Consider the following 23,726-nt stretch of genomic DNA (forward strand, 5'->3'; position numbering starts at 1 on the left):
GCGGCCGACGCCCCGCCCCGCGCCCGGAACCGCCGCGCCCCGCCCCCGCCCCCCGCCGCGTCACACCGGACCCCACCGGGACGCACCCAGCACCCCCGCCGACAGGAAGGCGCACAGCCATGATCTACGCCGAGCTCCACGTGGTCGCCACGGAGCAGGTCACCCCGGGCATGCGGCGGATCACCTTCGGCGGCGACAGCCTGGCCGACTTCACCTCGCTCGCCCCCGACCAGCAGGTCAAGCTGTTCTTCGCCCGCGACGGCGGCGTCCCGGCGGTGCCCGAGCCGCCCGCCGACGGCGACACCGTCCGCTGGTACCAGAGCTACCTGGCGATACCGGAGCCCGTGCGGCCCTGGATGCGCGCCTACTCCGTCCGCCGGCACCTCGCCGACCGGCAGCGGATCGAGATCGACTTCGCGCTGCACGGCGAGGGCGGAGGCAAGGGCCCCGCGACGCGGTGGGCGGCCGCCGCGCGCCCCGGCGACGTCATCGGCCTCGTCGGCCCGGCGCCCAGCCACCTGCGCACACCCCGGGAGGGCGCCTGGCGGCTGCTCGTGGGCGACGAGACCGCGCTGCCCGCGATGGCGGCGCTGGTCGAGGCCCTCGCCCCGGGCGAACGCGCCCTGGTGTACGCCGAGGTCGCCGACGCCGCGGAGGAGCAGCGCTGGGACGGCGCGGGCGACGTCGAGGTGCACTGGCTGCACCGCGGCGCCACCCCGGCCGGCCGGTCCACGGCGCTGATCGACGCGGTGCGCGGGGCGCGGTTCCCCGACGGGCCGGTGTTCGCCTGGGTCGCGGGGGAGGCGTCGGCGGTCCGCGCGGTGCGCCGCCACCTGGTGAACGAGCGCGGCATCGACAAGCGGGACGTCGCCTTCACCGGCTACTGGCGGCTGCACCTCGCCCAGGACGAGGCCCCCACCGCCGAGGACACCGCCGACCAGGCGGAGGCCCTGGCCGAGGCGTCCGCGTGACGGGCGCCGTTCAGCAGGGCCGCTTGCGCAGTTCCATCACATAGTCGTGCGGGGCCCCCGCCGACTCGGCCGCGTCCGCGATGTCGCCCAGGTAGCGGGCCGAGGGCAGGCCGCCCTCGTAGTCGTTCAGCACGTACGTCCACGCCGGCACGTCGCCGTCCAGGGTGTGCACCAGGATCCGCATCTTGCGGTACAGGTTGAGCTGCATGCCCTCCCAGCGATCCAGGGACGGCTCGTCCAGCGGCGCCATGTCGTACAGCGCCACGAACACCTCCGACAGCGGATCCTCCACCAGCGTGGCGAGCGCCCCCTCCCACCCGAGGTGCTCACCCCCGAAGGTGAGCCGCCACCCGATCAGCCAGCCGGTGCTGCGCAGCGGCGAGTGCGGGGCCCGGCGGGCCATCCGCCGCGCGTCGAGGTTTCCGGCGTAGGCGGCGTAGAGCGACATAAGAGCTAAGGGTAAGGGAGCGCCACGACGATCCCACCGGGCCCCGGGGGACGGGAGGTGACGGGTGGGAGACGGCAGGCGCCCCCGCGGCGGACGGCTGCCCCACCGGCCGGCCGTCCACACACCAACGGCTCCGGACCCGGCACGGTGGGAGACGGCTCCCGCCGTTCACCCGGACCGATGCGGATGGGGCGGTGGCTCAGACGGTGAACGTCCAGGAGCCGTCGGGGCCGGTCAGAGTGCCGCCCTCCGACGTGAGCCGGACCCGCAGCGCATGAAGGGGGAACCGACCGCCCTCCTCCCATGTCCGCCGGACGCGCTCCAAGGCGTCCCACAGACGGCGGGGGCCGCTTTTCGGCTCGGGGTCTTGGCGTCCTGGCCCCGCGACCCGGCGCTCCTCCTGCCCCGCTCCCCGGCCCCGGCCCCGGCCTCGGCGGCGTGCGGGACGTGGTGGTGTCAGCGGGTGTGCTCCGACACCGCCGGGGGCCGGCTCAGCGGTCCGCTCTGTGCGGGGTGAAGGCGTCCGTCCCCGTGGCGTAGCGGTGAGCCGCCCTCAGGACGGTGTGGGCCACGGGGAGTTCGGCCTCGGTGCGGGGGGCGTAGAGCATCACCACGTTGACGTGGGGGGAGTGCAGCGGGTGGAGCTCGCCCCAGCCCTTGTCCAGGAGTTCCCGCTGGTCGGAGGCGGACAGGGACAGGTGCAGGCTGCCGTCGGGGTGGATGTGGGCGAACTCCGCGGTCAGCCGCGGCGGCATGAGGACCGCGCCGGGCGGGGGAGGGGTGCCGTCCAGGAAGAGCGCCCACGCGTTCTCGTCGGGGAGCTCGTCGGGCAGGGGGAGGTCGGGCAGGGCGGTGGCCGCCCAGCGCCGCATCTTCGCCGGGTCGGAGATCTCGCTCGGGCCGGTGGTGGTTCCCGGCAGCTCGGTGGACATCCAGCGCTTCAGCTCGGCCCTCAGCGGCGGCGGGCTGGTCTGGGTGAACTGCACGTGCGGGACGCTGGGGCCGGTCCTGGGCCGGTCGCCCTCGCGGAAGGGAAGCTGCATCGGGTGCTCCTCGTCGTCGTCGTGCCGACGCGAGGGAAGTTAGCATCGTGAGTATTGTAGGTTCCTAGGAGATACTGGCTTTCACCTGGGGAAGTGATGGCGGTGGACGAGCGCACCGGGCACACCGAGGACGCGGATCAGGCGTGTCCGATCGGGCCCGTGGTGGATCTGGTGTTCAGCCGCTGGACCGCGCCGATCCTGTGGGTGCTGCGGGAGCACGGGCGGCTGCGGTTCGGCGAGCTCCAGCGCCTCCTCGGGCCGGTCACCTCCAAGGTGCTCACCCAGCGGCTGCGGCAGCTCGAGCGGGACGGGCTGGTCAGGCGGACGTACCACCCGGAGATCCCGCCCCGGGTGGAGTACGAGATCAGCGAGGTCGGGCGGAGCCTCGGCCCCGTCTTCGCCGCCCTGGTCGGCTGGTCGGACGTCCACATGCCGGCGATCGAGTCGGCCCGCCGCGCCTACGACGCGGGCGCCGCGGAGGCGCGCTGAGCCGGCCGCGTCCCCGGCCGCGCGGAGTACCCCGTCCGCCGCCGGGCAGGTGCATGGCACGGCCCAGGTGGGTGGGCGAGGGAGGGGTGCGGGACAATGGGCCTCGTGACTCGGATCGTGATAATCGGCGGCGGACCCGGCGGATACGAGGCGGCCTTGGTGGCCGCGCAGCTCGGCGCGGAGGTGACCGTAGTCGACGCCGACGGGCTCGGCGGGGCTTCGGTGCTCACCGACTGCGTGCCGTCCAAGACGCTGATCGCCACCGCCGAGGTGATGACGACCTTCGACTCCTCCTACGAGGAGCTGGGCATCATCGTCGCCGACGACACCCCGCCGCTGGAGCAGCAGGCGCGGGTCGTGGGCGTGGACCTGGGGAAGGTGAACCGGCGCGTCAAGCGCCTGGCGCTGGCGCAGTCGCACGACATCACCCAGTCGGTGATCCGCGCGGGCGGGCGGGTCGTGCGCGGGCACGGCGCGCTGGAGGGCGGGCAGGACGCGGACGGGGCGCGGCGCGTGGTGGTGCGCACCGCCGAGGGCGGCACGCAGACGCTGCTCGCCGACGCGGTGCTGATCGCCACCGGTGCCCATCCGCGGGAGCTGCCGGACGCGGCGCCCGACGGGGAGCGGATCCTCACCTGGACCCAGGTGTACGACCTGGAGGAGCTGCCCGAGGAGCTGATCGTCGTCGGGTCCGGTGTGACCGGCGCGGAGTTCGCGGGCGCGTACCAGGCGCTGGGTTCGAAGGTCACCCTGGTCTCCAGCCGGGACCGGGTGCTGCCGGGCGAGGACCCGGACGCGGCGGCCGTGCTGGAGGACGTCTTCCGGCGGCGCGGCATGAACGTGATGGCGCGGTCAAGGGCGGAGAGCGTCAAGCGGGTCTCGGACTACAGCGGGCCCTCGGGCCGCACCGGCGACGGCGTGGAGGTCACCCTCTCCGACGGCCGGGTGATCCGCGGCAGCCACTGCCTGATGGCGGTGGGGTCCATCCCGAACACGGCCGGGATCGGTCTTGAGGAGGCCGGGGTCCGGCTGAAGGACTCCGGGCACGTGTGGACCGACCGGGTCTCCCGCACCTCCGCGCAGGGCGTGTACGCGGCGGGCGACTGCACCGGTGTGCTGATGCTGGCGTCGGTGGCGGCCATGCAGGGCCGCATCGCGATGTACCACATGCTGGGCGACGTGGTCGTCCCGCTGAACCTGAAGACGGTGGCGTCCAACGTCTTCACCGACCCGGAGATCGCCACCGTCGGCTACAGCCAGGCGGACGTGGACGCGGGGAAGATCGATGCCCGGGTGCTGAAGCTGCCGCTGCTGCGCAACCCGCGGGCGAAGATGCAGGGCATCAGGGACGGCTTCGTGAAGCTGTTCTGCCGCCCGGGGACCGGCATCGTGGTGGGCGGCGTGGTGGTCTCGCCGCGGGCGAGCGAGCTGATCCACCCGATCTCGCTCGCGGTGGACAACAATCTGACGGTGGAGCAGGTGGCGAAGGCGTTCACCGTCTACCCGTCGCTCTCCGGTTCGATCGCCGAGGTGGCGCGGCAGTTGCACACGCGCAAGGGGCAGGAGGACGCCCTATAGCACTCCGGGCGGCGTCTTGTGAACAATTTCCGGTAATAGGTGGAAGCTGCTGAAAGCAGACGGTCATCCGCGTTACTGTCAGTTTCGTGTTCGCAGCAGAGCGTCGCCAACTGATCCTCGAAATGGTGCGGGCCAACGGAGCCGTGTCGCTCCGTGAGCTCGCCCGTGTCGTCCAGACTTCCGAAGTGACCGTACGGAGGGACGTGCGGGCGCTGGAGGCGGAGGGGCTGCTCGACCGCCGCCACGGCGGGGCCGTGCTGCCCGGCGGGTTCACCCGGGAGGCCGGCTATCCGCAGAAGTCGCATCTGGCCGCCGCGGAGAAGACCGCCATCGCCGACCGCGCCGCGGCCCTCGTCGGCGAGGGCGAGGCCGTGGTGGTGGGTGCGGGGACGACCACCCAGGAGCTGGCCAGGCGGCTGGCCCGGGTCCCCGGCCTGACGGTCGTCACCAACTCCCTGCTGGTCGCCCAGGCCCTCGCGCACGCCAACCGGGTGGAGGTGGTGATGACCGGCGGCACCCTGCGCGGCACCAACTACGCGCTGGTCGGCAGCGGCGCGGAGCAGTCCCTCCAGGGGCTGCGGGTGCGCCGGGCGTTCATCTCCGGGGCGGGCCTGACCGCCGAGCGCGGCCTGTCCACGTCGAACATGCTGGCGGCCAGCGTGGACCGGGCGCTGGTGCAGGCCGCGGCGGAGGTGGTGGTGCTCGCCGACCACACCAAGCTCGGGTCCGACACGATGTTCCAGACGGTCCCGACCGAGCGCATCACCCATCTGGTCACCAACGAGCCCCCGCAGTCGGCCGAGCAGGCCGCGACCGAGATCGAGGCCCTGGCCGACCGCGGGGTGCGGGTGGAGCGCGCCACGGTCAAGCCCGCCCCTGAGCCGGCCCGCCGCCGCGAGGTGCCCGTGCCGGGGCAGCGCAAGCAGTCGGGGTCGTACGCCTCCCGGCGGAACTGACCGCGCGCGGAAACGGCGGCCGCCCGGCCCCGGGAGCTTCCCGGGCCGGGCGGCCGCCGTGTGGGACCGTGCCGGTCCTCAGTCCTTGATCTCGCACAGGACCGAGCCCGCGCTCACCGTCGCGCCGACCTCGGCCGTCAGGCCCTTGATCGTGCCGGAGCGGTGCGCGTTGAGGGGCTGCTCCATCTTCATGGCCTCCAGGACGACGATCAGCTCGCCCTCGGCCACCTCCTGGCCCTCCTCCACGGCGACCTTCACGATCGTGCCCTGCATCGGGGAGGCGAGGGAGTCGCCGGACACGGCCGTGCTGGCCTTCTTGGCGGCCTTGCGCTTGGGGGCCTTCTTCGCCGGTCCCGCCACGGCGCCCGAGGCCATGCCCAGGCCCGCCGGGAGGGTGACCTCCAGGCGCTTGCCGCCGACCTCCACCACCACGGTCTCCCGGGCGGCGGTGTCCTCCTCGTCCGGTGCCTGCACGGCGGCGGCGAAGGGCGGGATGGTGTTGTCGAACTCGGTCTCGATCCAGCGGGTGTGCACCCGGAACGGGCCCTCGTCGCCGTTCACCTCCGGGGCGAACGCCGGGTCGGCGACCACCGCGCGGTGGAACGGCAGGGCGGTGGCCATGCCGTCGGCCTGGAACTCGGCCAGGGCGCGGGCGGCGCGCTGGAGCGCCTGGGCGCGGTCGCGGCCGGTGACGATGAGCTTGGCGAGCAGCGAGTCCCAGGCGGGGCCGATCACGGAGCCCGCCTCCACTCCGGCGTCCAGGCGCACACCGGGCCCGGACGGGGGCGCCCAGACGGTGACGGTGCCGGGGGCGGGCAGGAAGTTGCGGCCCGGGTCCTCGCCGTTGATCCGGAACTCGAACGAGTGGCCGCGCACCGGCGGGTCGTCGTAGCCGAGCGCCTCGCCGTCGGCGATGCGGAACTGCTCGCGGACCAGGTCGATGCCGGTGACCTCCTCGGTGACCGGGTGCTCCACCTGGAGGCGGGTGTTCACCTCGAGGAAGGAGATCGTGCCGTCCTGGCCGACCAGGAACTCGCAGGTGCCCGCGCCGACGTAGCCGGCCTCCTTGAGGATGGCCTTGGAGGCGCGGTAGAGCTGCGCGTTCTGCTCGGGCGAAAGGAAGGGGGCCGGGGCCTCCTCCACCAGCTTCTGGTGGCGGCGCTGGAGGGAGCAGTCACGGGTGGAGACCACCACGACGTTGCCGTGGGTGTCGGCCAGGCACTGCGTCTCCACGTGGCGGGGCCGGTCGAGGTAGCGCTCGACGAAGCACTCGCCGCGGCCGAACGCGGCCACGGCCTCGCGCACCGCGGACTCGTACAGGTGGGGGATCTCCTCCAGCGTGCGGGCGACCTTCAGGCCGCGCCCGCCGCCGCCGAAGGCGGCCTTGATCGCGATGGGGAGCCCGTGCTCCTCGGCGAACGCCACGACCTCCTCGACCCCGGACACCGGGTCCGGTGTGCCGGCCACCAGCGGGGCGCCCGCGGCCTGGGCGATGTGGCGGGCCGCGACCTTGTCGCCCAGCGAGCGGATCGCGGCGGGCGGCGGGCCGATCCAGGTCAGGCCCGCGTCCAGCACCGCCTGGGCGAACTCGGCGTTCTCGGAGAGAAAGCCGTAGCCCGGGTGCACGGCGTCCGCGCCGGAGTCGGCCGCGGCCTTGAGGACCTTGCCGATGTCGAGGTAGCTGGTGGCCGGGGTGTCGCCGCCCAGCGAGAAGGCCTCGTCGGCGACCCGCACGTGCAGTGCGTTGCGGTCCGGGTCCGCGTAGACGGCGACGCTCCCGATCCCGGCGTCCCGGCACGCGCGAGCGACGCGGACCGCGATCTCCCCGCGATTGGCGATGAGCACCTTGCGCACGATGGCTCCCTTCTTGAACCTACGTGAGTTTAGGTACTGCCGACACGTGATGCCGAGCCGCCCTCCCAGGTGACCTTGCACACACGGACGGTGACCTTGCGGGTGCGCGAGGGCTCGGACGCACTGATGAGCCAGGGTACGCGGGGTGCCGGGGGGCGCCCCGCGTTGTCCCACGCCGCCGCCATGTCTAACCAACCACTCTCGCGCATCTCTGGATTCTTTGTCGGTTTCCCACTGCCAGACTCTCCAAAGTTTGCGGGTTCGCCGTCCGGATGCGCGGCGAGCGGGTGATGCGCGCCGGACTCTTGTCGTGGACCTTACTGATTAGTAGGTTCGGTCGCGCCATGGTTGGCCCGCGCCGGGCGGCGGTTCGCCCGCCTCCGCGCGGGACGGGGGACGACTGGACGGGAGGTGACGGAGTGCGACGCATGGCGTTGGCCGTGGCCGCGGTCATGCTCCTGGTCGAGGCGGTGGGGATCGCGGTCGTCAACTGGGTGCTCGGGATCGTCGTGGAGCGGCAGGAGATGTCGCTCGCGGGCAGCGACCCCGCGGTGATGTCGGTGGGCACCTGGATCCTGGGCGGCGCGATGGCGCTGTACCTGATCGGGGTCGCGGTGATCCTGGTCCGGGCGGCGGCCACCGGGCGGGTGCCGGGGCGGACCGGGCGGATCCTGACGGTGGTCACCGCCGTGGTGCACGGGGTGCTGGGCGCCGTCGCCGCCGCGCTCGTCGGCTGGCTCGTGTTCACCTGGACGATGGTGCTGCTCGGACTGCTGATCTTCGCCGTGATGCTGTTCGGCGACGACGGGACGGAGGAGGGCGGGCCCGCGCCGGGCGACGTCCCCCCGGGCCGGCCGAGCCTGGTCTGAGCCCCGTCGCGGCAACCGGGCTGCCTCCGCCGTGCCGGTCCGCCAGAATCGCGGTGCGACCGCGACACGGACGGGGGAGGCTGTGAAACCGCTGCTGCCGGACGACCCGGTGCGCCTGGGCGGGTACCTGCTGCTGGGACGGCTCGGCGCGGGCGCCATGGGCGTGGTGTACCTCGCCCGGGGGCGCGCCGACGGCCGTACCGTGGCCGTGAAGACGATGCGCGCCGCCCACGCGGGGAGAGGGGACTTCCGCAAGCGCTTCACCCGGGAGATCGCCGCCGCGCGGAAGGTGGACGGCCGGTACACCGCGGCGGTGCTGGACGCCGACCCGGACGCGCCGATCCCGTGGCTGGCCACCGCCTACGTGCCCGGCCTCTCCCTGGAGGACGCGGTCGAGGAGTTCGGCCACCTCCCGGAGCGGACCGTGCGGGCGCTGGCGGCGGGGCTCGTGGAGGCGCTGCGCGCGATCCACGCGGTGCGGCTGGTGCACCGGGACCTGAAGCCGTCGAACGTGCTGCTGACCGCGGACGGGCCGAGGGTGATCGACTTCGGGATCGCCCGCCACCCGGACGCCAGCCTGCTCACCCGGGACGGCGACGCCATCGGCACCCCCGCCTACATGTCGCCGGAGCAGGCGGACGGCAGGCCCGTGGACGCCGCGAGCGACGTGTTCTCGCTGGGCGGGGTGCTGGCGTTCGCGGCCACGGGCCGGCCGCCGTTCCGCGGCGCGGACCTGGCGGCGGTGCTCTACCAGGTGCAGATGGGCGAGCCGGAGCTGGCGGGGGTGCCGCCCGGGCTGCTGCCGGCGGTGCTGGCGTGCCTGGAGAAGCGGCCCGAGGACCGGCCGGACCTGGACCGGGTGCTGGAGCTGGCGGGGGCCGCGGAGGAGCGGCCGGGACCCGGGTGGCTGCCGCCGGGAGTGCTGCACGCGCTGGTGCGGGCGGCGGAGCGGGCGCTGGAGGCGGAGCAGTCGGACGAGGGCGGGCGCACCGGTACCCTCCCGCCCCGGCGGCCGGCGTCCGGGCAGCCGGCCGGCACCGGGGCGGCGCCCGGCCCCACCGCCGTGGCGCCGCCCCGGGAAGCGCGGCCGGTGCCGGGGCGCCGCGGGGCGCTGGCGCTGCTGGGCGCCGCGGCGGTGGCGGCCGGCCTGTACTACAAGGGCACCGGCGGCAGGCTCGGCGAGCCGTGGGACGAGGACCTGGCGCAGCCGTCGTGGCAGTACAGGCACGGCACGGCGCTGCGCAGCGGGGTGCACGCCGCGTCCTCCGGCGGGGTGTTCCTCGCGGACACCGGCAACCGGGTGGTCCGGGTGACGCACCGGACCGGCGGCGGCGCCGGCGCCCGGTGGAGCCGCGCGGCGGCGGACGAGCCGTTCGCCCTCCTCCCCACCCTGGACACGCTGATCGCCACCTGCCGGGACGGGACGGTGCACGCCCTGCGCCCGGAGACCGGCGAGGAGCTGTGGCGCCACTCGGCGGGGGAGGGGCTGTGGGCGCCGAGCCACGTCGGCCACTCGGGGGTGCTCGCCGTCGCCGGGGACGGCGGGCGGGTGCTGGAGGCGCTCGACATCCGCGGCGGCGGCCGGCTGTGGCGCCGCTCCTGGGACGCGCCGATGAGCTGGGCGCGCTTCCCGGACGGCGGGAACGCCGTGCTGGTGTACTTCGCCGGCAGCCGCACCTCGGAGATGCTCGACACCCGGACCGGCAAGGTGCTGCGCCGGGAGAAGGACCTGGCCAGGGTGCCCTACGGGCCGCTGCTCACCGCCACGGCCACGTACTACCCCACGGTGGGGGGCGTGAACGCCTACGACGAGTCCACCGACAAGCTGGTCTGGCGGTTCACCGCCGACTCCGACGACGCCGTGGCCGCGGGCCTGCTCCTGGTGGACGGCGCCCTGTGCTTCGCGTACGGGGACGCCGTCCACGCGGTGGACGCGCGCACCGGGGCGCGGCGCTGGAAGCGCGTCACCGAGGGCACGGTGGCCGGCGGGCTGACCGCGCGGGGCGCCACCCTGTTCGCCACCACCGACGCCGGGGTGATGTACGCGCTGAACACGGACACCGGCGCCGTGGAGTGGACGTTCCGGCGGCAGTTGCTCCAGCGCAGCACCCCGCCGGTTGCCCTGGACCTGGTGCACGCCTTCACGTCCGACACCGTCTGGGCCCTGGACGTGGCGGGCCCCCGCTGGGAGCGCTGGTGAGGGGCCGGCTCAGCGCCGCCACAGGTCGGTGATGCGCACCCCGAGGTCGGCGAGCAGCCGCCGCAGCAGGGGGAGGGACAGGCCGATCACGTTGCCGTGGTCGCCCTCGATGCCCTCCACGAAGGGGGACGACAGGCCGTCCAGGGTGAACGCGCCCGCCACGTGCAGCGGCTCCCCGCTGGCCACGTAGGCGGCGATCTCCGCGTCGTCGGGCGTGCCGAAGCGGACGGCGGTGGACGCGGTCGCCGACGCCTCCCGGCCGTTCGCCGTGTCGATCACGCAGTGCCCGGTGCGCAGCACGCCCGTCCGGCCGCGCATCCGGTGCCACCTGGCCGTGGCGTCCGCCGCGTCGGCGGGCTTGCCCAGGGCCACGCCGTCCAGGTCGAGCACGGAGTCGCAGCCGATCACCAGGGCGCCGTCCCCCGGGCCCTCCTCGGCCAGGCGCCCGGCGACGGCCCGCGCCTTGGCCCGGGCCAGCACCAGGGCCAGCTCCTCCGGGGTGGGTGCGGTGATCGCGTCCTCGTCCACCCCGCTGACCCGCACCTCGGGCGCGAGGCCGGCCTGGCGGAGCAGGCCGAGCCGGGCGGGGGAGGCGGACGCGAGGATCACGGTGCGCTGGTCGCTCATGGCGCCCAAGAGTAGGGCAGGCCCGGGCGGCGGCCGGGGCCGGTCAGCCGTCGCCGGCCGACACCAGCAGCAGCATCAGCAGCCCGGCGGCCAGGGCGATCACCGGTCCGGCGCGGCGCAGCATCGTCTGCGCGCGCCGGACCTCCGGGGCGATCTCCCTGGTGCGGTCGGACCACAGCATGCTTCCGATGGTGCGCCGGCCGGGGCGGTTGTGCCTGAGTACGGGTACTCAAATCCGGACACCCGCCGAGCGGACGGTCATACCGGAAGAGGGCGCGGTTACCGGGCCCCGGGCCAGGTCGAGGCGCGCCAGGACGTGGTGCCGGGCTGGGGGGCGCGGCGGATGTTGCGGGCCCGCTGGGCCCAGACCGACACCCGGTCGGGCCGGCTCGGCCGCGCGGGCGCCCCGGAGCGGGAGGCCACCACGGCGATCACCGCCGCCAGCTCCTCGGGCGTGGGGTTGCCCCTGACCACCTGCATGAAGACCTCCTCGGGCACGACGACGGGCTCGGGCACGACGGGACGGCTCCGCGCCGCCGCTACAGCGGGATGTTGCCGTGCTTCTTCGGCGGCAGGGACTCGCGCTTGTTGCGCAGCGTGCGCAGCGCCTTGATCAACTGGGTGCGGGTCTGCGAGGGGAAGACCACCGCGTCCACGAAGCCGCGCTCGGCCGCCTCGTACGGGTTGAGCAGGGTGTCCTCGTACTCGGTGATCAGCCTCTGCCGCAGCTCCTCGGCCTCCTCGGGAGTGGCCGCCTCGGCGAGCTTGCGCCGGTGCAGGATGTTCACCGCGCCCTGGGCGCCCATGACCGCGATCTGCGCGGTGGGCCAGGCCAGGTTGAGGTCCGCGCCCAGGTGCTTGGAGCCCATCACGTCGTACGCGCCGCCGTACGCCTTGCGGGTGATCACCGTGATCAGCGGCACGGTGGCCTCGGCGTAGGCGTAGATCAGCTTCGCGCCCCGGCGGATGATGCCGTTCCACTCCTGGTCCGTGCCGGGCAGGAACCCGGGCACGTCCACGAAGGTGATCACGGGGATGTTGAAGCTGTCGCAGGTGCGGACGAAGCGGGCCGCCTTCTCCGACGCGTTGATGTCCAGGGTGCCGGCGAACTGTATCGGCTGGTTGGCCACTATCCCGACGGACTGGCCCTCCACCCGGCCGAAGCCGGTGATGATGTTCGGCGCGAACAGGGCCTGGGTCTCCAGGAACTCGTTGTCGTCCAGGACGTGCTCGACCACCCGGCGCATGTCGTACGGCTGGTTCGGGGAGTCCGGGATGAGGGTGTCCAGCTCGCGGTCCTCGGGGGTGATCTCCAGATCGGCCTCCTCGGGGAAGGCCGGGGCGTCCTCGAGGTTGTTCGACGGCAGGTAGGACAGCAGCGCCTTGACGAACTCCACCGCCTCCTTCTCGTCGGCGGCCATGTGGTGGGCGTTGCCCGAGGTGACGTTGTGGGTGCGGGCGCCGCCGAGCTCCTCGAAGCCGACGTCCTCGCCGGTGACCGTCCTGATCACGTCGGGTCCCGTGATGAACATGTGCGAGGTCTGGTCCACCATCACCACGAAGTCGGTGATGGCGGGCGAGTACACCGCGCCGCCCGCGCACGGGCCCATGATCAGCGAGATCTGCGGGATCACCCCGGAGGCGTGGGTGTTGCGGCGGAAGATCTCGCCGAACAGCCCGAGCGCGACCACGCCCTCCTGGATGCGCGCGCCGCCGCCGTCGTTGATCCCGATTATCGGGCAGCCCATCTTCAGCGCGAAGTCCTGCACCTTGACGATCTTCTCGCCGTAGACCTCGCCGAGGGACCCGCCGAAGACGGTGAAGTCCTGCGAGTACACGCACACCGGGCGGCCGTCGATGGTGCCGTACCCGGTGACCACGCCGTCGCCGTAGGGGCGGTTCTTGTCGATGCCGAACTTGGTGGAGCGGTGCCGGGCGAACTCGTCGAGCTCCACGAAGGAGCCCTCGTCCAGCAGCAGGTCGATGCGCTCCCTGGCGGTCATCTTGCCCTTGGCGTGCTGCTTCTCGACCGCCCGCGCGGACCCCGCGTGGGTGGCCTCATCGATGCGGCGCCGCAGGTCCGCGAGCTTGCCCGCCGTGGTGTGGATGCTCGGCTCCCCTGCGGGGGCGGACTCGGGGGCGCTGGGGTCGCGGCGCGCGGTTTCCGGCTCGGCCATCGAAGCGACTCTCCTGCTCTGGTGAGGGTTCCTGCCTCGGGTCCGCTCTGGAGGAGTAACGGCCCAGGCACCTTTCCGTAGCGTAACCGCGCCCGTGCGCGACACGCTGCGGCGCTCGTCACTGTGCGCGGGCATTCACGGGGTTGGGTGTGCCGGGGGGAGCCGTGCGGGCCGTCCGGGGGCTCGGACCCCGGGGTGACGGGGGCGGGGGCGCCCGGGACGGCCGCGGGACGGCGTGCCGCGGGCGGACTCCCGGCGCGCCCCGGGGCGGTCGGCGCACTAGGTTGGACGGGTGACTTCCCCGCAGCCCCCCCGCCGCCCCTCCCGCTGGTCCGACCTGGACCGGCCGCCGCTCGACCGGGCCGCGCTGCGGCGGGCGCTGCTGGTGCCCGGCGGGCTGTGGACGGAGCTTGAGGTGGTGGAGGTGACCGGCTCCACCAACAGCGACCTCGCCGGGCGGGTGCGCGCCGGGGCGGCGGGCGAGGGCGCGGTGCTCGTCGCCGAGGAGCAGTCCGCGGGTCGGGGCAGGCTCGACCGCGCCTGGAGCGCACCGCCGCGATCCGGCCTGTTCCTCTCGGTCGTCCTCACCCCGGGCGGCGCCGTCCCCGCCGACCGCTGGGGCTGGCTGCCGCTCCTCGCGGGCGTGGCCACCGCCTCCGCGCTGGCCCGCACCGCCGGGGTGGACACCGCCCTGAAGTGGCCCAACGACCTGCTGGTCACCGTCGGCGGCGAGGAGCGCAAGGCCGGGGGCATCCTCGGGGAGCGGGTCGGCGACAGCCTGGTCCTCGGCATCGGGGTGAACGTGACGCTGCGCGCGGACGAGCTGCCCGTGCCCACCGCCGCCTCCCTGGCCCTCGCGGGCTCCCCCGCCACCGACCGCGACCCGCTGCTGCGGGCGGTGCTGCGCCATCTGGCGGACTGGTACACCCGTTGGCGGGACGCGGCGGGCGACCCCGCGGCGTGCCTGCTCCAGCAGGCGTACGCGGCCGGGTGCGCCACGCTCGGCCGCACCGTGCGGGTGGAGCTGCCGGGCGGGCGGGAGCTGGTCGGCGAGGCGGTGGCCGTGGACGGCACCGGGCGCCTGGTGGTCGCCGCGGACGGTATCGAACACGCGGTCGGAGCCGGGGACATCGTGCACGTCAGGGCACGCGCCTGACCCGGCGGGCGGTGGCCGGAGCCATGGCGGATCACTCCCCGTGGAGAGTGAGCTGGGGCACATCTGCCGTATCGTTGAGGCGCACATGCGGCCGACGTCCTGGCTGCGTCCCGCGCGCCCGCGCGGGAGTGGGCGAGGCGCCGCCGCCACGATCGAACCGAGCGCCCGCGCGGGACGTATCACCTGATGATCGGCGATCAACGGCGGGCGGGGGGCCGCGACGTGTCCCCGGTATGGGCCGAAGGAGTCTCGTACCGGCAGGGGCGGCCACCGCGGTGGCCGGGCCCCAGCTCAGGCACTACGGATACGGCGGGGACGCAGTGCGAAGGCCGGACGCAGGGAGCGGGCGGTGACAGCGGAGAACGCGGGGACCGGGGCGGTACCACCCGGTGACGACGGCGGGCCGGGGGACCCCGCCGCCCGGGACCGGGGCGCGCGGGAACGCGCCGAGGAGGAGAAGGACCCCATCGCGCTGCGCCTGGAGCAGTTGATCCTCGGGGCGGAGCGCCGCTACACCCCGTTCCAGGCGGCGCGGGCCGCCGGAGTGCCGATGGAGCTGGCCTCCCGGTTCTGGCGGGCGATGGGCTTCGCCGACATCGGGCAGGCCCGGGCGCTCACCGAGGCCGACGTGATCGCGCTGCGCCGGCTCGCCGGCCTGGTCGAGGCCGACCTGCTGAGCGAGGCCATGGCCGTGCAGGTGGCCCGCTCCACGGGGCAGACCACCGCGCGGCTCGCCGAGTGGCAGATCGACTCCTTCCTGGAGGGCCTCACCGACCCCAGGGAGCTCGGCCTCACCCGCGCCGAGATGGCGTATCCGCTGGTCGAGCTGCTGCTGCCGGAGCTGGAGGAGTTCCTGGTCTACGTCTGGCGGCGGCAGTTGGCCGCCGTGACCGGCCGGGTGGTGCAGGCGGCCGACGACGAGGAGGCGGTCAACCGGCGGCTCGCCGTGGGCTTCGCCGACCTGGTGGGGTTCACCCGGCTGTCCAAGCGCCTGGAGGAGGAGGAGCTCGGCGAGCTCGTCGAGGCGTTCGAGACCACGGCCGCCGACCTGGTGGCCGCGCACGGCGGGCGGCTGATCAAGACGCTCGGGGACGAGGTGCTGTTCGTCGCCGACGACGCGGGCACGGCCGGGGACATCGGGCTGCGGCTGATCGAGACGATGGGCAACGACGAGACCATGCCCGCGCTGCGGGTGGGCATGGCGTTCGGGACCGTCACCACGCGGATGGGCGACGTGTTCGGCACCACCGTCAACCTCGCCAGCCGGCTGACCTCCATAGCCCCCAAGGACAACGTGCTGGTGGACGACGAGATGGTCGCCGCGCTCGGCCGGGCCGGAGAGGTCCCGCCGCGCCCGGTGGAGGGGGACGCGGAGAAGGCGGAGAACGCGGGCAGGGGGGAGGGCCCCGGCAGGGCCGAGGGCGCGGGCGGGACCGAGAGCGCCGGCGAGGCCGAGCGCGCCGCCAAGGGCGGGAACGCCGCCAAGGCCGAGCGCGCCGTCAAGGTCAATCCGGACAGACCCTCGCACAACGGTTCCTACCGTTTCTCCGTCCAGCCGATGTGGCGCCGCCCGGTGCGCGGGCTCGGCCTCGTGGAGCCGTGGCTGCTCACCCGGCGCAAGGGCGGCTGAGCCCGCCGACCGCGCGAGCGCCCCGGGGCGGGGCTCGCCCGGGGCGGTCGAGGGATGAGGTCTACGCTTCCGGCCGTAACGTTCGGCTGCGCGCCGGGCTTCGGGTCCGGCTTCGACTTCGGAAGGCGGGGCAGTGGGGATGAGCGAGGAGCGACGGTACGGCGAGTGGGTCGCGGTGCGGCGGTCCGGGTTCGTGGCCGAGCTGGTGCTCGACCGGCCGAAGGCGCTGAACGCGGTGTCCTCCGCCATGGCCGAGTCGCTGGTCGCGGCCACGGACGCGCTGGCGGCCGACCGCGAGGTGCGGGCCGTGGTGGTCACCTCGTCCAACGAGCGGGCGTTCTGCGTGGGCGCGGACCTGAAGGAGCGCAACGCGCTGACCGACGCCGAGCTGGCCCGGCAGCGCCCGCTGGCCCGCGCGGCCTACACCGGGGTGCTGGAGCTGCCGGTGCCGACGGTGGCAGCGGTGCACGGGTACGCGCTCGGCGGCGGATTCGAGATCGCGCTGTCCTGCGACCTGATCGTGGCGGACGCCACCGCCGTGGTGGGCCTGCCCGAGGTGTCGGTGGGCGTGATCCCGGGCGGCGGCGGCACCCAGTTGCTGCCCCGCAGGATCGGGGCGGCCCGCGCCGCGGAGCTGGTGTTCACCGCCCGCCGGGTGCAGGCGGAGGAGGCGCACGCGCTCGGCCTGGTGGACCATCTGGTGGAGGCGGGCCGCGACCGCGAGGAGGCCCTCGCGCTGGCCGGGCGGATCGCGGAGAACTCACCCGTCGGGCTGCGCGCCGCCAAGCGGGCGCTGCGCCTGGGCCACGGCATGGACCTGCGCTCCGGCCTGGAGGTGGAGGACGCGGCGTGGCGCACGGTCGCCTTCTCCGGCGACCGCAAGGAGGGCGTGGCCGCCTTCAACGACAAGCGCAGGCCGCAGTGGCCGGGCGAGTAGCCGCCGCGGGCCGGGGCGGCCCGGCCGGGGCGCCGGTTTCCCGCCGCGACGGGTGACGGGCCGCGTGCGGCCGTGATTGGTGGGTAGCCGCCGGATGTCGGTGCCGGCCGTGCGGGGGAACGCGCCTCCCCGGCTGGCGCGATCTTTGCGGTGGCCGGAGGCGGGGGAGACGCGTGCGATGGGGTGGCAACCGGCGCAAAATGTGGGCATCCTTCCTAGCCTGGTCTGATCAGGACATGCACGGGGGAAGCGAGAGGCACCACCAGTGGGCGACGCCATAGACATCGAGCGCGACAACCAGCCACACACCCGGGTGGGCGCGGACGAGCGGCTCCAGGCCGTCGCCGAGCTGGCGCGCGCGCTGGCCGGCGTCCGCGACCCCCTGGAGGCCGTCGCGGTCGCCGCGGAGCGCGCCCGGCGGGCGCTCGCCGGTTCCATGGCGGCCATCTCCCGCTGGGAGCGGGAGCGGGGCCGGCTGCGGGTGCTGGTGAACACCGGCGACCTCGCCCCGGACGAGGAGGAGCGGCCCGAGAACGAGTCGTACCCCGTCGCCGACTTCCCCGAGATCCTGCGCTTCCTGCACCAGCGGTGGGCGGACGGAGGCGAGCCGCACGCCTGGGTGGAGACGGCCGACGGCGCGTCCGCCGAGCGCGGCCCCTACGCCCACCAGCGCATCGCCGCCCTGCGCCGCCGGGGCCGCTCCTGCTGCGTGGTGGCGCCGATCATGCTGCACGGCTCCGCCTGGGGCGAGCTGTACGTGGCGCGCGGGCCGACCCAGCCGGTGTTCGACGGCCCCGACGAGGAGTTCGCCACCGTCCTCGCCTCGCTGATCGCGGCGGGCATAGCCCAGACCGAGCGGCTGGAGCACGTGCGCCGGCTCGCCTTCACCGACCCGCTGACCGGCCTGGCCAACCGCCGCGCGGTGGACACCCGGCTGGACGAGGCGCTGGAGCGGCACCGCGTCCACGGCACCGTCGTGGCGCTGGCCATGTGCGACATGAACGGGCTCAAGCGGGTGAACGACGAGTTCGGGCACGAGGTCGGCGACGAGCTGCTCACCGGGTTCGCCCACCAGTTGGCGCTGTGCGCGGCCAGGCTGCCCGGGTCGATCGCGGCCCGGCTCGGCGGGGACGAGTTCTGCCTGGTGGTGGAGGACCGGCCCACCGGGGACGTGCTGGACGCCGTCGAGGAGGTCTGCCGCAGGGCGCGGCTGCTGCCCTACGGGGAGGGGGTGGCCTGCGGGGTCGCCTCCACCGAGGACGTGGGCCCGGTGTCCACGCCCTCGCAGTTGTTCCGGCTCGCGGACGCCGCCCAGTACCGGGCCAAGGCCGCGCGCGCCGACCACCCCGTGGCGGCCGGCCGGGACGCGCCCGTGGCGGACAGGCAGGTGCACGAGGGCGAGCGGCGGCGGTTCCGGGACGCGCCCCGGGTGTGAGGCGCCGCCCGCCGCCCGTCAGCCGGGGACGGCGATCCGGTGGGTGCCCGTGTAGACGTTCGCGCTGCGCCCCCGCAGGAAGCCGACCAGGGTCAGCCCCAGCTCCTCGGCGAGCTCCACGGCCAGGCCCGACGGCGCCGAGACGGCGGCGAGCACGGGGATGCCCGCCATCGCCGCCTTCTGGGTGAGCTCGAACGAGGCCCGCCCGCTGACCATGAGCACGCACCCCGCCAGCGGCAGCCGCCCCTCGCGCAGCGCCCAGCCGACCACCTTGTCCACCGCGTTGTGCCGGCCCACGTCCTCCCGGACGCACAGCTCCTCGCCGTCCGCGGTGAACAGGCCCGCCGCGTGCAGGCCGCCGGTGGCCGCGAAGGTGCGCTGGCGGGAGCGCAGCGCGTCCGGCAGGCCGTAGAGCGCCTCGGGGGAGAGCAGCACCGGGTCGCCGGAGACCGGCCAGCGGGTGCGGGTGCGCACCGACTCCACGCTGTCCCGGCCGCAGATGCCGCAGGCGCTGGTGGTGAGCAGGTTGCGGTGCGCCGAGACGGGCGGCTCCGCGCCGGGGGCCAGGGCGGCGTCCAGCACGTTGTAGGTGTTGCCCTCGCCGCCCTCCGCGCCCGCGCAGTACCGCAGGGCCAGCAGTTGGCCGGGGGAGTGCAGCACGCCCTCGGTGACGAGGAACCCGGCCACGAGGTCGAAGTCGTGCCCCGGGGTGCGCATGGTCACCGTCAGCCGCTCCCCGCGGACCCGGATCTCCAGGGGCTCCTCACCCACCAGGGTGTCCCGCCGCAGGCTCGCCCCGCCGCCGTCCAGCCTGAGGACCTTGTGCCGGCTCGTGACTCGTCCCATGCGACGACGATACGTGACGACTTGCCCCCACCCGGGGCCCCGAACGCGGGGGAGAGGGCTTGGGGGCGGGGGCGTCGTCCGCCGGGCGGGGGCGGGCGGGGTATTGGCGGCGGGGCTGCCGGGATGGGGGCCGGGTCCGCGGGAGGGCGCGGGAGCGAGGGAGGGGGCTCCGTTCGCGGGTGAGGGCGTCGGCGCGGGGCGCGCCCGCGCAGAGGACGAGCAGCGGCGCCCCGCCTGACACCCGGCGCCTCCGTGCCCGCCCCCCCCGCCCCTGGTCACCCGCCGTCCGGCCGCTGCCCCGCGGACCGGCTGATCCGCTCCCGCCCGTCCCCCGCCCCGCACCCGCCACCCGCCTCCTCGTCCCCCACCTCCCCCCGACACTCCCCCTCCGCCACCCCCTCCCGTGATGACAGGGAGCGATTCAGTCCTTAGGGTTCGTGAATATGGATCTGCACACTGTGGTCGTCGGCCCCTCCGGCACCAGCGCCGCCGACGTCCTGGCCGTGGCCCGGGGCGGGGCCCGGGTCGAGCTCTCGCCCGAGGCGGTGGCGGGCATCACCGCCGCCCGGGAGACCGTGGACGCCCTCGCTGCCAAGCCGGAGCCCGTCTACGGCGTCTCCACCGGCTTCGGCGCCCTCGCCGTGCGCCACATCAGCCCCACCATGCGCACCCGCCTCCAGCGCTCCCTGGTCCGCTCGCACGCCGCCGGCATGGGGGCCCGGGTGGAGCCCGAGGTCGTCCGCGCCCTGATGTTCCTGCGGCTGAAGACCCTCGCCTCGGGGCACACCGGCGTGCGCCCCGTCGTCGCCGAGACCATGGCCGCCCTGCTCAACGCCGGGATCACCCCGGTGGTCCGCGAATTCGGCTCCCTCGGCTGCTCCGGCGACCTCGCCCCGCTCGCCCACTGCGCGCTCGTGCTCATGGGCGAGGGCGAGGCACACGGCCCCGACGGCGCGGAGCGGCCCGCGGCCGAGCTGCTCGCCGAGGCCGGGATCGCCCCGGTGGAACTGCGGGAGAAGGAGGGCCTGGCCCTCATCAACGGCACCGACGGCATGCTCGGCATGCTGGTCATGGCCTGCGCCGACCTGGCCCGCCTGTACACCACCGCCGACATCACCGCCGCCCTCACCCTGGAGGCGCTGCTCGGCACCGACCGGGTGCTCGCGCCCGAGCTGCACGCCGTGCGCCCGCACCCGGGGCAGGCGGCGAGCGCGGAGAACATGCGGCGGGTGCTGGACGGGTCCCGGCTCACCGGCCACCACCAGTCCGGCTTCGACGGCGTGGAGCCCGCGCCCCGGGTCCAGGACGCCTACTCGGTGCGCTGCGCCCCCCAGGTGGCGGGCGCCGGGCGGGACACCCTCGCGCACGCCCGGCTGGTCGCCGACCGGGAGCTGGCCGCGGCGGTGGACAACCCCGTGGTGCTGCCGGACGGCCGGGTGGAGTCCAACGGGAACTTCCACGGCGCCCCGGTCGGCTATGTGCTGGACTTCCTCGCGATCGCCGTCGCCGACCTCGGCTCCATCGCGGAGCGCCGCACCGACCGGCTGCTGGACCGCAACCGCTCGCACGGCCTCCCGGCGTTCCTGGCCGACGACCCCGGCGTGGACTCCGGGCTGATGATCGCCCAGTACACCCAGGCGGCCCTGGTCGCGGAGAACAAGCGGCTGGCCGTCCCGGCGTCGGCGGACTCCATCCCGTCCTCCGCGATGCAGGAGGACCACGTCTCCATGGGCTGGTCGGCGGCGCGCAAGCTGCGGGCCGCGGTGGACAACCTGGCCCGGATCCTGGCGGTGGAGCTGGTGGCGGCGGCCCGCGGCATCGAGCTGCGGGAGCGGGCGGCGCAGACGGCGGGCCTGGCGTCCCCCGCGACCCGGGCCGCGGTGGCGGCCCTGCGCGCGGCGGGCGTCCGCGGGCCCGGTCCCGACCGGTTCCTCGCCCCCGACCTGGCCGTGGCCGAGGAACTGGTGCGCTCCGGTGAGCTGGTCGCGGCGGTGGAGGCGGTCACCGGCCCGCTGGCGTGAGAGCGGCGCCCTGGCCGGGGCGGCGGGCCCGGCCCGCGGCGCCCTACAGCTCCCCGTAACTCCTGCGGCGGGCGAACACCACCAGCGCGGCCCCGACGCCGATGAAGCCGGCGCCGCCCCACAGGTAGGGGTCGGTGTCGATGCTGCCGGTGTCGGCGAGGTCGGCGCCCGAGTCGGCGGCCCGGTCCTGGACCTGGGCCGGGAGCGCGGTGTCGGCGGAGTCCGCCGGCCGCGTGAAGCTCGCGGTGTCCGCGGTGACGGCACCGGAGCCACCGGCCGGGGCCGCCGGCACGGCGGCGGAGTCCGCGGCCCCGGCCGCCGTCCCGGAGGCGGCGTCGTCCACCGACGCCGAGGCCGACGGGATGAACATCAGCGCTATCAGCAGCGAGGAGGCCGCTGCGGCGGTGAGCGGGCGGCGCAGTTCCAAGGGTTCCCCCATGCCGGGCGCGGGAGTTGACGAGACGCCGAGTGGCGATGCCGTCCGATGGTACTGATAGGACAGTCACACCGGAAAGCGATGGGAGAAACGGCCCTCGGCCGGTCCGCGCGCCCCCGCCCCTGACCCACTCCGGACCCGTCCCGGCCCCCCGGTGTCCCTCAGTGCGGCGGCAGCCCGTCGGGCCCCGCGAGCCCCTCCCCGTCCGCCCCGGGCCCTTCGCCGAAGTCCCACTCCTCCGCGTCCGGGTCGTACGCGGTCGGGGCGCAGCTCCACGACGCCTGGGCGAGGCTGATCCCGGGCACGTCGTCGATGAGGTCGAACGGGTCGACCAGGCAGGCCAGCGCCTCCGTGGCGTCGTCCCGCACCGCCTCCGCGGTGTGGTCCCGCTCGCCCTCGGCCAGACCGGTGTCCCGGCCCACCTGGTCGAGCGCCTCGGCGGCCAGCGCCTCGGGGTCCGTGATCTCGACGATCAACTCGACCTGAAGCCGGGCAAACCGGGGTGCGGATTCTTCGCTCATGTGACGGAGGGTACGTCGCCGGGCACCGTGCGTGGCGAAAACCGGTGGCGGGCGCGTGGTTTTCCCCACAATTCGCTAGGTGGTGCAACCGTGACTTATTTCCAGACGGTCCTACTGATTGGATAGGAAGTCTGCCAACGACCCTGTGTCACGCAGGAAGTGGAGTGGGGACAGAGTGAAGGTCGCGAACGCCGGTACGGTCCGCAGGGGGCTCGCCGGAACGGCCCTGTTGATGAGCGCTGCTCTCGCGCTCACCGCGTGCAGCGGTGACGACTCGGGCGACGGCGCCGCCTCGGCACAGGCCAAGGCGGACGCCGCGGCGGCCAAGCAGGCGTCGAGCGCGTCCATCAAGATCTCTCCCAAGGACGGCGCCGACAACGTCAGCATCAACGACGCGGTCAAGGTCACCGTCAAGGAGGGCAAGCTCACCGCGGTCACCCTGAAGGCCGCCTCGGGCGAGCAGGTGCCGGGGGAGATATCCGCCGACGGCCTGTCCTGGGAGCCCGGGGCCGAGCTGGAGAAGGCCACCAAGTACCAGCTCACCGCCACCGCCAAGGATGGCGAGGGGCGCAAGGAGGTCAAGAACACGACCTTCACCACCCTCTCGCCGGGCAACGCCGTCTACGGTGTGTTCACCCCGGAGGACGGCTCCACGGTCGGCGTCGGCATGCCCGTGTCGATCAACTTCACCAAGCCCGTGCAGGACCGGGCGGCGGTGCAGAAGGGCATCACCGTCAGCGCCTCGAGCGGCCAGGAGGTGGTGGGCCACTGGTTCAACGACACCCGCCTCGACTTCCGCCCCGAGCAGTACTGGAAGGCCGGCTCCGAGGTCACCCTCAAGCTCCGGCTGGCCGGGGTGGAGGCCGCGCCCGGCATCTTCGGCGTCCAGTCCAAGGACGTCACCTTCACCGTGGGCCGCAGCCAGGTCAGCACGGTGGACGTGAAGACCAAGAAGATGACCGTGGTCCGGGACGGCAAGACCGTCCGCACCATCCCGATCTCCGCGGGCGCCCCCGACAACCCGACCTACAACGGCGAGATGGTGATCTCCGAGAAGTTCAAGGAGACCCGGATGAACGGCGACACGGTCGGCTTCGAGGGCGAGTACGACATACCGGACGTGCCGCACGCCATGCGCCTGAGCACCTCCGGCACCTTCATCCACGGCAACTACTGGGGCGGCAAGGGCGTCTTCGGCAACACCAACACCAGCCACGGCTGCGTGGGCCTGGAGGACGTCAAGGGCGCGAACGACCCGAGCAAGCCCGGCGCCTGGTTCTACGAGAACTCGCTCATCGGCGACGTCGTCAAGGTCGTCAACAGCCCCGACCGGACCATCTCGCCCGACAACGGCCTCAACGGCTGGAACATGTCCTGGGCGGAGTGGAAGGCCGGCAGCGCCCTCTGATCCCGGCCGCCGCGGCGGGCCCGCCGGGCGCCCGAGGCGTCAGCCCGGCCCGCCCCGATGCCCCCGCAAGGCCGTAACCGGGCACCCGAACGGGTTCCGGAGCGTGAACGATCCGCTCCGGGAC

The 23,726-nt window shown here is 74.5% G+C and carries 22 protein-coding genes; 12 read left to right on the forward strand and 10 right to left on the reverse strand.

Annotated elements, in window-relative coordinates; all coding sequences use genetic code 11:
- Window positions 1-119 precede the first annotated feature (119 nt).
- Window positions 120-971, forward strand: coding sequence for a siderophore-interacting protein (locus ACYVO2_RS17360; protein ID WP_461008737.1), 852 nt, complete (start codon window positions 120-122; stop codon window positions 969-971).
- A 10-nt stretch (window positions 972-981) separates the two neighbouring features.
- Here ACYVO2_RS17360 and ACYVO2_RS17365 read toward each other — a convergent pair whose 3' ends face one another.
- Together ACYVO2_RS17365 and ACYVO2_RS17370 are read right to left on the reverse strand one after the other, a co-directional pair.
- Window positions 982-1,419 carry a gamma-glutamylcyclotransferase gene (locus ACYVO2_RS17365; RefSeq protein WP_461008738.1) on the reverse strand — a complete coding sequence of 146 codons (438 nt, stop codon included), beginning with the start codon at window positions 1,417-1,419 and terminating at the stop codon, window positions 982-984.
- Between the two features lie 491 nt (window positions 1,420-1,910).
- Window positions 1,911-2,462 carry a luciferase domain-containing protein gene (locus ACYVO2_RS17370; RefSeq protein WP_461008739.1) on the reverse strand — a complete coding sequence of 184 codons (552 nt, stop codon included), beginning with the start codon at window positions 2,460-2,462 and terminating at the stop codon, window positions 1,911-1,913.
- 96 nt (window positions 2,463-2,558) lie between these two features.
- Between ACYVO2_RS17370 and ACYVO2_RS17375 the strand changes: the two genes are divergently transcribed.
- From ACYVO2_RS17375 to ACYVO2_RS17385, 3 genes are all read left to right on the forward strand, one after another.
- Window positions 2,559-2,951, forward strand: a complete 393-nt coding sequence (locus ACYVO2_RS17375) for a winged helix-turn-helix transcriptional regulator (RefSeq protein WP_461008740.1) — start codon at window positions 2,559-2,561, stop codon at window positions 2,949-2,951.
- 96 nt (window positions 2,952-3,047) lie between these two features.
- Window positions 3,048-4,529 (forward strand): NAD(P)H-quinone dehydrogenase, encoded by a 1,482-nt coding sequence (locus ACYVO2_RS17380; RefSeq protein WP_461008741.1) that lies wholly within the window; start codon window positions 3,048-3,050, stop codon window positions 4,527-4,529.
- Between the two features lie 86 nt (window positions 4,530-4,615).
- Window positions 4,616-5,485: a DeoR/GlpR family DNA-binding transcription regulator gene (locus ACYVO2_RS17385; protein WP_461008742.1), complete on the forward strand. Its 870-nt coding sequence runs from the start codon at window positions 4,616-4,618 to the stop codon at window positions 5,483-5,485.
- A gap of 78 nt (window positions 5,486-5,563) precedes the next feature.
- On the opposite strand, the gene ACYVO2_RS17390 is transcribed toward ACYVO2_RS17385, so the two are convergent.
- Window positions 5,564-7,339 (reverse strand): acetyl/propionyl/methylcrotonyl-CoA carboxylase subunit alpha, encoded by a 1,776-nt coding sequence (locus tag ACYVO2_RS17390; RefSeq protein ID WP_461008743.1) that lies wholly within the window; start codon window positions 7,337-7,339, stop codon window positions 5,564-5,566.
- A 428-nt stretch (window positions 7,340-7,767) separates the two neighbouring features.
- Between ACYVO2_RS17390 and ACYVO2_RS17395 the strand changes: the two genes are divergently transcribed.
- Both ACYVO2_RS17395 and ACYVO2_RS17400 read left to right on the forward strand, forming a co-directional pair.
- Window positions 7,768-8,208: a hypothetical protein gene (locus ACYVO2_RS17395; protein WP_461008744.1), complete on the forward strand. Its 441-nt coding sequence runs from the start codon at window positions 7,768-7,770 to the stop codon at window positions 8,206-8,208.
- Window positions 8,209-8,290: 82 nt separating this feature from the next.
- Window positions 8,291-10,408, forward strand: a complete 2,118-nt coding sequence (locus tag ACYVO2_RS17400; RefSeq protein WP_461008745.1) for a serine/threonine-protein kinase — start codon at window positions 8,291-8,293, stop codon at window positions 10,406-10,408.
- A 9-nt stretch (window positions 10,409-10,417) separates the two neighbouring features.
- Here the strand turns inward: ACYVO2_RS17400 and ACYVO2_RS17405 are convergent, their stop codons facing one another.
- The 4 genes from ACYVO2_RS17405 to ACYVO2_RS17420 form a co-directional block, all read right to left on the reverse strand.
- On the reverse strand, window positions 10,418-11,035 hold the full coding sequence (locus tag ACYVO2_RS17405) for a Maf family protein (protein ID WP_461008746.1): 618 nt from the start codon (window positions 11,033-11,035) through the stop codon (window positions 10,418-10,420).
- A gap of 43 nt (window positions 11,036-11,078) precedes the next feature.
- Window positions 11,079-11,216, reverse strand: coding sequence for a morphogenic membrane protein MmpB (gene mmpB, locus ACYVO2_RS17410; protein ID WP_461008747.1), 138 nt, complete (start codon window positions 11,214-11,216; stop codon window positions 11,079-11,081).
- Between the two features lie 98 nt (window positions 11,217-11,314).
- Window positions 11,315-11,551, reverse strand: a complete 237-nt coding sequence (locus tag ACYVO2_RS17415; protein ID WP_461008748.1) for an acyl-CoA carboxylase subunit epsilon — start codon at window positions 11,549-11,551, stop codon at window positions 11,315-11,317.
- Window positions 11,552-11,574: 23 nt separating this feature from the next.
- Window positions 11,575-13,212 (reverse strand): acyl-CoA carboxylase subunit beta, encoded by a 1,638-nt coding sequence (locus ACYVO2_RS17420; protein ID WP_461008749.1) that lies wholly within the window; start codon window positions 13,210-13,212, stop codon window positions 11,575-11,577.
- A 292-nt stretch (window positions 13,213-13,504) separates the two neighbouring features.
- On the opposite strand from ACYVO2_RS17420, the gene ACYVO2_RS17425 reads away from it, so the two are divergent.
- From ACYVO2_RS17425 to ACYVO2_RS17440, 4 genes are all read left to right on the forward strand, one after another.
- Complete coding sequence (locus ACYVO2_RS17425; RefSeq protein ID WP_461008750.1) at window positions 13,505-14,368, forward strand: biotin--[acetyl-CoA-carboxylase] ligase; 864 nt, start codon at window positions 13,505-13,507, stop codon at window positions 14,366-14,368.
- A gap of 349 nt (window positions 14,369-14,717) precedes the next feature.
- Window positions 14,718-15,998, forward strand: a complete 1,281-nt coding sequence (locus ACYVO2_RS17430; protein ID WP_461008751.1) for an adenylate/guanylate cyclase domain-containing protein — start codon at window positions 14,718-14,720, stop codon at window positions 15,996-15,998.
- A 139-nt stretch (window positions 15,999-16,137) separates the two neighbouring features.
- A complete protein-coding gene (locus ACYVO2_RS17435; protein ID WP_461008752.1) occupies window positions 16,138-16,935 on the forward strand; it encodes an enoyl-CoA hydratase/isomerase family protein in 798 nt (265 codons plus the stop codon).
- Between the two features lie 313 nt (window positions 16,936-17,248).
- Window positions 17,249-18,370, forward strand: a complete 1,122-nt coding sequence (locus ACYVO2_RS17440; RefSeq protein WP_461008804.1) for a GGDEF domain-containing protein — start codon at window positions 17,249-17,251, stop codon at window positions 18,368-18,370.
- Between the two features lie 18 nt (window positions 18,371-18,388).
- Here the strand turns inward: ACYVO2_RS17440 and fdhD are convergent, their stop codons facing one another.
- On the reverse strand, window positions 18,389-19,216 hold the full coding sequence (gene fdhD, locus ACYVO2_RS17445; RefSeq protein ID WP_461008753.1) for a formate dehydrogenase accessory sulfurtransferase FdhD: 828 nt from the start codon (window positions 19,214-19,216) through the stop codon (window positions 18,389-18,391).
- Window positions 19,217-19,659: 443 nt separating this feature from the next.
- On the opposite strand from fdhD, the gene hutH reads away from it, so the two are divergent.
- Window positions 19,660-21,237, forward strand: coding sequence for a histidine ammonia-lyase (gene hutH / locus ACYVO2_RS17450; RefSeq protein ID WP_461008754.1), 1,578 nt, complete (start codon window positions 19,660-19,662; stop codon window positions 21,235-21,237).
- A 43-nt stretch (window positions 21,238-21,280) separates the two neighbouring features.
- On the opposite strand, the gene ACYVO2_RS17455 is transcribed toward hutH, so the two are convergent.
- Together ACYVO2_RS17455 and ACYVO2_RS17460 are read right to left on the reverse strand one after the other, a co-directional pair.
- Window positions 21,281-21,676: an LPXTG cell wall anchor domain-containing protein gene (locus ACYVO2_RS17455; RefSeq protein WP_461008755.1), complete on the reverse strand. Its 396-nt coding sequence runs from the start codon at window positions 21,674-21,676 to the stop codon at window positions 21,281-21,283.
- 158 nt (window positions 21,677-21,834) lie between these two features.
- Window positions 21,835-22,194: a hypothetical protein gene (locus ACYVO2_RS17460; RefSeq protein ID WP_461008756.1), complete on the reverse strand. Its 360-nt coding sequence runs from the start codon at window positions 22,192-22,194 to the stop codon at window positions 21,835-21,837.
- A gap of 232 nt (window positions 22,195-22,426) precedes the next feature.
- On the opposite strand from ACYVO2_RS17460, the gene ACYVO2_RS17465 reads away from it, so the two are divergent.
- Complete coding sequence (locus ACYVO2_RS17465) at window positions 22,427-23,602, forward strand: L,D-transpeptidase (protein ID WP_461008757.1); 1,176 nt, start codon at window positions 22,427-22,429, stop codon at window positions 23,600-23,602.
- Window positions 23,603-23,726: the final 124 nt, after the last annotated feature.

This window comes from Streptomyces capparidis (genome assembly GCF_054782095.1).